At 63.7% G+C, this 6,244-nt stretch carries 3 protein-coding genes; all 3 read left to right on the top strand.

All coding sequences use genetic code 11. The annotated features are described in order from the left end of the window. Window positions 1-443 precede the first annotated feature (443 nt). Window positions 444-1,157 (top strand): hypothetical protein, encoded by a 714-nt coding sequence (locus tag WAO69_RS03370; protein ID WP_422176636.1) that lies wholly within the window; start codon window positions 444-446, stop codon window positions 1,155-1,157. 1,066 nt (window positions 1,158-2,223) lie between these two features. Continuing rightward, window positions 2,224-5,673, top strand: coding sequence for a toprim domain-containing protein (locus WAO69_RS03365; protein ID WP_422176635.1), 3,450 nt, complete (start codon window positions 2,224-2,226; stop codon window positions 5,671-5,673). Window positions 5,674-5,675: 2 nt separating this feature from the next. Next, window positions 5,676-6,188 (top strand): hypothetical protein, encoded by a 513-nt coding sequence (locus tag WAO69_RS03360; protein WP_422176634.1) that lies wholly within the window; start codon window positions 5,676-5,678, stop codon window positions 6,186-6,188. Window positions 6,189-6,244: the final 56 nt, after the last annotated feature.

The raw sequence follows: 6,244 nt of genomic DNA, 5'->3' as shown, positions 1-6,244 counted from the left end.
ACAGACATGGCTTTCAAAGCGGCCAAGCGCGCCAGGACGGGTTCGTATGTGGTCATGCAGATCTCCTCTGAGTTGGAGTTGCAGTACCGCTCTGTTTGCGCGGGAAGTGTAGCGAACTGTCTCCAGTATTCTGGCATAGATGTTCGCGATCGCTGTCCATGAGGCGCACGACGGCCTTAGCTAGCAGGCCATATAGCTCGGTGCGGCGCTCGTGCGCCGTCATGCGGTCGGGGTGAAGCGGGTTGGGGCAGCGGTTGGGTTTTGGATCGTACATCATGACCCTTGTGTGCCCGATTGTACTGCTGTCTGCGACCTTGGAACCGGTCAGCCCATCACTTGCCGGAAAGGGTGAACCCTTCCACCCACGCAGCATCGGAAAGGGTTGAACGGGTCCAATGTTCCCATTATGTTCGGGTAATTCCGGATGAATCACGAGGCCGCCAATGTCGCTGCAGACGCTCGATCGCACCCAGTTGAGTTATGCAGAGGCGCTTGTCCATGTGCAGAATGTGACGGTCGCGCGGCGTGCGGTCGAAGCGGCAAAGCTGCCGCCGAAGTCTACGCCGGCATATCAGACTTGGAACCCTCCGCAGGATCCAACGGTGGCCTGGAAGGCAGAGGCGCAAAAAGACTTGCTCGTGGCGCTGCGGGACGGAGACCTGCTTGCGCAAGGTCGCTTCACCGAGACACGAACTGGTTGGGCTGAGGGTCTTGAAAGCGGTTTCGGTCTGCATTCGGGATACCACACCAGCATTCGTCCGGAGCAATGGCGAGAGGGGCAGTATTCTCCGTACTATGATCGACTTACAGCACGCGACTGGGAGTTCATCGAGATCCGCATGCCGCGCTTTCTTGTGAAAGCGATCTGGCCGGACTACGTGCCCGAAGTCGTCCGCCCTGCCGATGGTGCGGAGGTGCCACCCTATACGACGCCTTATCTCGAGCTGATGCAGGCTGCGATTGCGCATTTTGGGATTGCGCCGGGAAACCAGAGCAAGAAGGAATGCCTGATGGACTGGTTTCTCGAGCAGCAGATTGAGGGAGAACCGGTGTCCAAAAAGCTTGCTGACGCCATGGCCACGCTGATCCGGCTGCCGTCTGCGCAACGCGGCGGTGCCAAGCGGATGCTTGGGCCGGATCTGCGGCAGAGGGGATGACGCGGTACTGGTGCCGGGCGATTTGGTATCGAACAAACACAGATGGTTAACACAGATGGCCAAGAAACGCCGTTGACGATGCCAACGGCTTTTCACTTACAAGGTGTCCGACCTTGCAGTCGATACGGTGCGGTGGCGCAAAGCCGATCAAGAGGCGGGTCCTGCGGCAGATGGGCTGCGGCCTCTGGCCGATGAACATGATGCGGTCCGGTCGCGGGGTTAGGTGGCGGTCCACGGACGAAGTAAGGTTTAACCTGTCAACGTTACCAGGGCGTCAGAACTCGGTTTGCGCCGCTACCAGATCCAAGACGGCGGCCTGAACCGCAAGTGCGGCTGATCTTGGCATCCTGCGTCCTGCGCTTGATGGACGACTTCAGCGTGGCGAGGAACTGACGCGTGCGGAATTGCGCAGGATCGTCGTGAAGGGCTCCGAGTAGGGCATGCGTCCGCAGCCTGTGAGCAGCCAATGAACCTAAGCACCGGATGAACCTCATTCATCGCGCAAACGAGTTGGAAACGTCTGAGCACTGTTGGCAGTTCCAACACTGCCTATGACGGTCTTGTCGCGGCCGTGTGATGTCCCTGCAAACCGTTGTCGGCCCCAACGGTTTCGGCCAAGGGCACCTCGCTCATCATCCTGAAGCTCCAGGCTAGCGCTTCCAGTGGCGAAGGTGCTTGGCTGGGGGGGGCAGCCGTTCCGCCACAGGCCTTGAGTGGGTGGAACCGTTCACCTGATTCGTGTTCACAAGGGGTCACCCCACCACTGCGCTGCGTGGTTGCGCCAGCTCGAGAATAGGCGGTTTCGGCGTCTGGGGTCCACCCTTTATCCTTCATGTTTACAATGCATTACGGGAAGGTCTCACCCCTTTCCGGCGTCGTGGCCAAAATCCGGGCGGACCGGTTTCAACGTCGCGGAGGTGGCCTGCAGGGCGGCAGAAACGAGGGCAACTACACCCCTCATCCGGTTGTGCTGCCCCGTGTCCGCTCCTCTTCGCCATCTCCTGCGCCATGCTGCCCCGGCCCTCCGGCCGACCGGCGTGCATGCGCCCGTTCTGCGGGGGCGGCCATGAGCGCCCGGGACTGGCAGGCCTTCGATGCTGAGTTGCGCATGCGGGTGCAAGACCTTGCGGTCGAGTTACTGGGCCAGCCGAGTCTCAAGAGCCCTCAGGAATGGCGCTGGGGTCGCAAGGGCAGCTTCTCGGTTGTGATCGCCGGTGCCAAGGCGGGCATGTGGTTCGACCATGAGACGGGTGAGGGCGGCTGTTTCGTCGATCTGGTTGCTCGCGAGCTCAGCATGCGTCGCAGCGATGCCAATGACTGGATCGCTGATCGTATAGGCATGACAACGGGCCCACGGCCCAAGTGCCAGCAGGAGAGGTCACGGCGCAAACCGGCCAATAGACCTGCGCCACCTCCCCGGGTTGCCAGCGTGACCGCAGAAAACACCCCGACGATCTCGCCTGCCGATGTCGCCGCCGCCCGCGCTGCGCGCATCTGGGCAAATGCGCGATTTGCCCCGGACGATCACACCTATCTCATCACCAAGCAGGTCGTCCCTCTCGCCTTGCGCATGGATAATCGTGGCCAACTGCTCGTCCCACTGCAGGATATCGACGGGCGTCTGCACAGCCTTGAAACCATTACTCCCGACGGGGCCAAGCGCTTTTTGGCGGGTGGCGCAAAACGGGGGCATTTCGCGGTGGTGGGCGCGGAGCCTGCGCCGCTGGCCGAGGCTTCCGGACCGCTGCTGATCTGCGAGGGCTGGGCGACAGGTGCCAGCCTCGCGATGGCAACCGGGCACACCATCATCGCCGCGATGGACGCGGGCAACTTGCGTCCGGTGGCCGAAACACTGCGCGCGCGGTTCGCGGAGGCCGACCTCGTCCTCGTCGCCGACAATGACACCAAGCCCGACCGCGACACGAACCCCGGCGTGGAGGCCGCGCGCAAGGCGGCGCTTGCCGTTGACGCGCGCCTGGCCGTGCCCGATGCCGCTGGCGACGCCAATGATCTTTTCTGCGACGAGGGACCTGAGGCTGTCGTGGCGCTCGTTACCCGCGCGGCGAAGATCCCGCCGCCACCACCGACCTATCCCGCACCGGTCCTGACGCCAGAGGAAGCCCGCGCCACCCTTGCTGACGCCATCGCGCGCTTCATGACAGAGCTGCCGGACTACTGGGCCGCCGTGGAAGCCGCCCGCGAGGCGGCGCAAAACGAAGACGAGGATCGCGATCCGCTGGATTTCAACATCATGGCGCGCGCAGCGCTGCCCCCGATGCTTGGCCTGCCGGTCGATGTCGGGCTTGGCAAGACCTCGCGCACGCGAACTGCTATTGCCGAGCTGATTGCCTCGGGGGATCTCGGCGGTCGCAAGGTGGTCTACGCTGTCCCGCGCCATGATCTGGGTGCTGAACAGGTCGCGGCATTCCAGGCCATCGGTCTTAACGCCATGCTGTGGAAAGGCCGCACCGCGCCCGATCCCGGGCCCACGAACCCGGACCGGCTGATGTGCCTCGACACGGAGGCGACCTTCGACGCGCTTGAGGTAGAACTTCCGATCGAGCAGAGCTGCTGCAAAGTGAAGCGTGACGGCGAATTACACCTCTGCGGGCAGTTCCACGTCTGCGGCTATCAGCGCCAGAAACCGCTCGCGCAAGCCGCCGATGTCATCGTCTGCGCCCATGACAGCCTCTTTCACATGAAGCCGGAGGCCATCGGCACAGTCGGGCTGCTCGTGATCGACGAAGCCTTCTGGCAGTCGGGCCTGCGCGGCCTCGAGGGCAAGGCCACGCTCACCCAGGACGGCCTGGAGCCGGGGCGAACCTCGCTGGTCTGCTACGGGGCCAAGGGCAAGATCGATGTCGGTGCCACCGCCGAGCTCGTCGATGCCCGCAGTCGCATCTGCAAGGCGCTCCGGGTCACCGAGCCCGGTCCGCTGCGCCTGGGCCTGCTGGAAGCGGTTGGGCTCACGCCCGAGGATTGCCGCCACGCCGCCACGCTGGAACGCCGCCGGATGCGAGATGCAGGTCTGCTGCCGGGCATGCCAACGGTGGAACGGCGCAAGCGCATCGAGAAGGTCCTGCCTCCCAGAGGCGAGCCGTGGGCACCGCCGGGCCGCAGCGCCACGCTTTGGCTGATCCTCGCCGAGGCATTGGAGAACGGCCATGATGCTGCCGGAGCGGATCTGGGTCACGAACGAACGGAATCCGGTTCTGTCCGGGCGCTGCGTTTACGCTGGCGCAGCCGGTTGCGCGCGGGCTGGGCGGCCGAGGCACCGATCCTGCATCTCGACGCGACACTGAGGCCCGAACTTGTGCAGACCTATCTGCCAAAGATCGACATCGGCGCACCGGTCGCCGCGCGTCAACTCCATGTGCGCGTCCGGCAGGTGACCGGCAGCCCGACCTCGGCGCGCGCGCTGACGCCGGGACCAGATGCGCGGGACCGCGATCGCAAGGCCGCCGAAACCCATTTGCGGGATCTCCGTGCCTGGATTGCGCTGCGGGCACAGCAATGCCATCAACCCGATGCCCGGATCGACCTTCTGATCGTGGGCCAGAAGGCGGCAATCGACGTGCTTCGCGCCGCGGGTCTGCCGCCGCGCGTGGAGGCGGTCCATTACAACGCGCTGAGCGGGCTCGACCGCTGGGGCGGGATCGGCGGCATGATCGTCATAGGGCGCACGCTGCCCGCACCGCGCACGGTGGAGCTTCTCGCCATGGCTCTGACCGGTCGGCAACCCATGCCAAACCCGAAGGACGCGGGCTGGTGGTATCCGATGGCAGAACGCCGCCTGTGCCTCGCAGGCGACCGGACCGCGCCACTGGCAATGGAAACGCATGCCGACCCGATCGCGGAAGCCGTACGCTGGAGCATCTGCGAGGGTGAACTGGTCCAGGCCATTGGCCGGGGCAGGGGCGTCAACCGCACTGCAGACACGCCACTGGAAATCGACCTGCTCACGGATGTCGTCCTGCCGGTCACCGTGGACGCGCTGCTCCCCTGGTCAGATCTCCGGCCTGCCCGACGCGACCTGATGGCACTCACGGGCATCGTGCTCGAGAATGCCGCCGACAGGGCCACCTGCTTTCCGGAATTCTGGCCGACTCGCGAGGCCGCCAAGAAGGATACCCAGAGGAAGGGGACAAATGGCTATTATAGGAGTCTCTATAATAGCAGAATGTCCCCTTCCTCTGTGAAGGTGACGTACCGCCCAGAGGGACCCGGCCATCGCGCCCGCACTGCCCGTGTCGACCTCGCCCGCATTCCCGATCCGGAAGCCTGGCTGACCAACCGCCTGGGACCACTTGCCCAGTGCGATATCGCAGCGCCGCTCGATGGGCAAGCTGCTCAGCATGATCGCCTTGATGCACTGACATCCCGCCTGGCCAGCAGCATGCAGGCGGTGCTCGCCAAGCGCCGGGCTGCGCTCGACGTGCTGGCTGCGCGTCTGGACGCGGTGGCTCCCGTCGACTTGCACCAATCACCATCCCCGAACCCCAAAGAGGAGAATTGAAGATGAGCTACGACACATTGCGCGTCTATGAGGCCGGGCGGTTTCACGACGTTGACCTGCCCGATTGGTATCATGAAGCCTGCCGTATCAGCGAGACCGAACGCGTCGACTGGCACCGGGCCTTTGAGCGTGTGCTCGAGTGCGAGTACAGGCTGCTGACGGAGGCGGGTCTGTGCAGTGCAGGTCTCGAGATCCGGTTCTGGCCGAGTGCGATGACCGGTATGTTTGTCATCATCGAGACGCCGCTGGCCTTGGTCGAACAGATCGTCGTGATCCATCCAAAGGACTGGCTGCCATTTTTGTCCACATATCTGGCCCCGCTGGTGGGGGCATCGGCGCAATACGCCATGCTCGAAGTGCAAGGCAAAATCGCAAATGCGTTGATCGCAAAGGCTCGCCATGGCGATGGCAGCCACATCGATCGTGAAACGGGTCAGAGCCAGATTGATCTCAAACGGGATCTGGAGCGACATCGACTTGAACGGTTGCGTGAGACGAATGGGGGTGTCGCATGAACCTCCATCGTCAAATTGGTCTGGAACAGCGCGGCGGTGATGATGTCGGCCGCGAT

Origin of the sequence: Aestuariivita sp., from assembly GCF_049276915.1 — a bacterium.
Classification (GTDB): Bacteria; Pseudomonadota; Alphaproteobacteria; order Rhodobacterales; family Rhodobacteraceae; genus Aestuariivita.
The sequence above is the reverse complement of the archived record's forward strand: the minus strand, read 5'-3'. Positions and strand labels throughout refer to the sequence as shown.

What these genes read in the sequence shown, in the direction of transcription:
- WAO69_RS03370 (WP_422176636.1), top strand. Translation starts at nt 444, where the DNA reads ATGTCGCTGCAGACGCTCGATCGCACCCAGTTGAGTTATGCAGAGGCG.
- WAO69_RS03365 (WP_422176635.1), top strand. Translation starts at nt 2,224, where the DNA reads ATGAGCGCCCGGGACTGGCAGGCCTTCGATGCTGAGTTGCGCATGCGG.
- WAO69_RS03360 (WP_422176634.1), top strand. Translation starts at nt 5,676, where the DNA reads ATGAGCTACGACACATTGCGCGTCTATGAGGCCGGGCGGTTTCACGAC.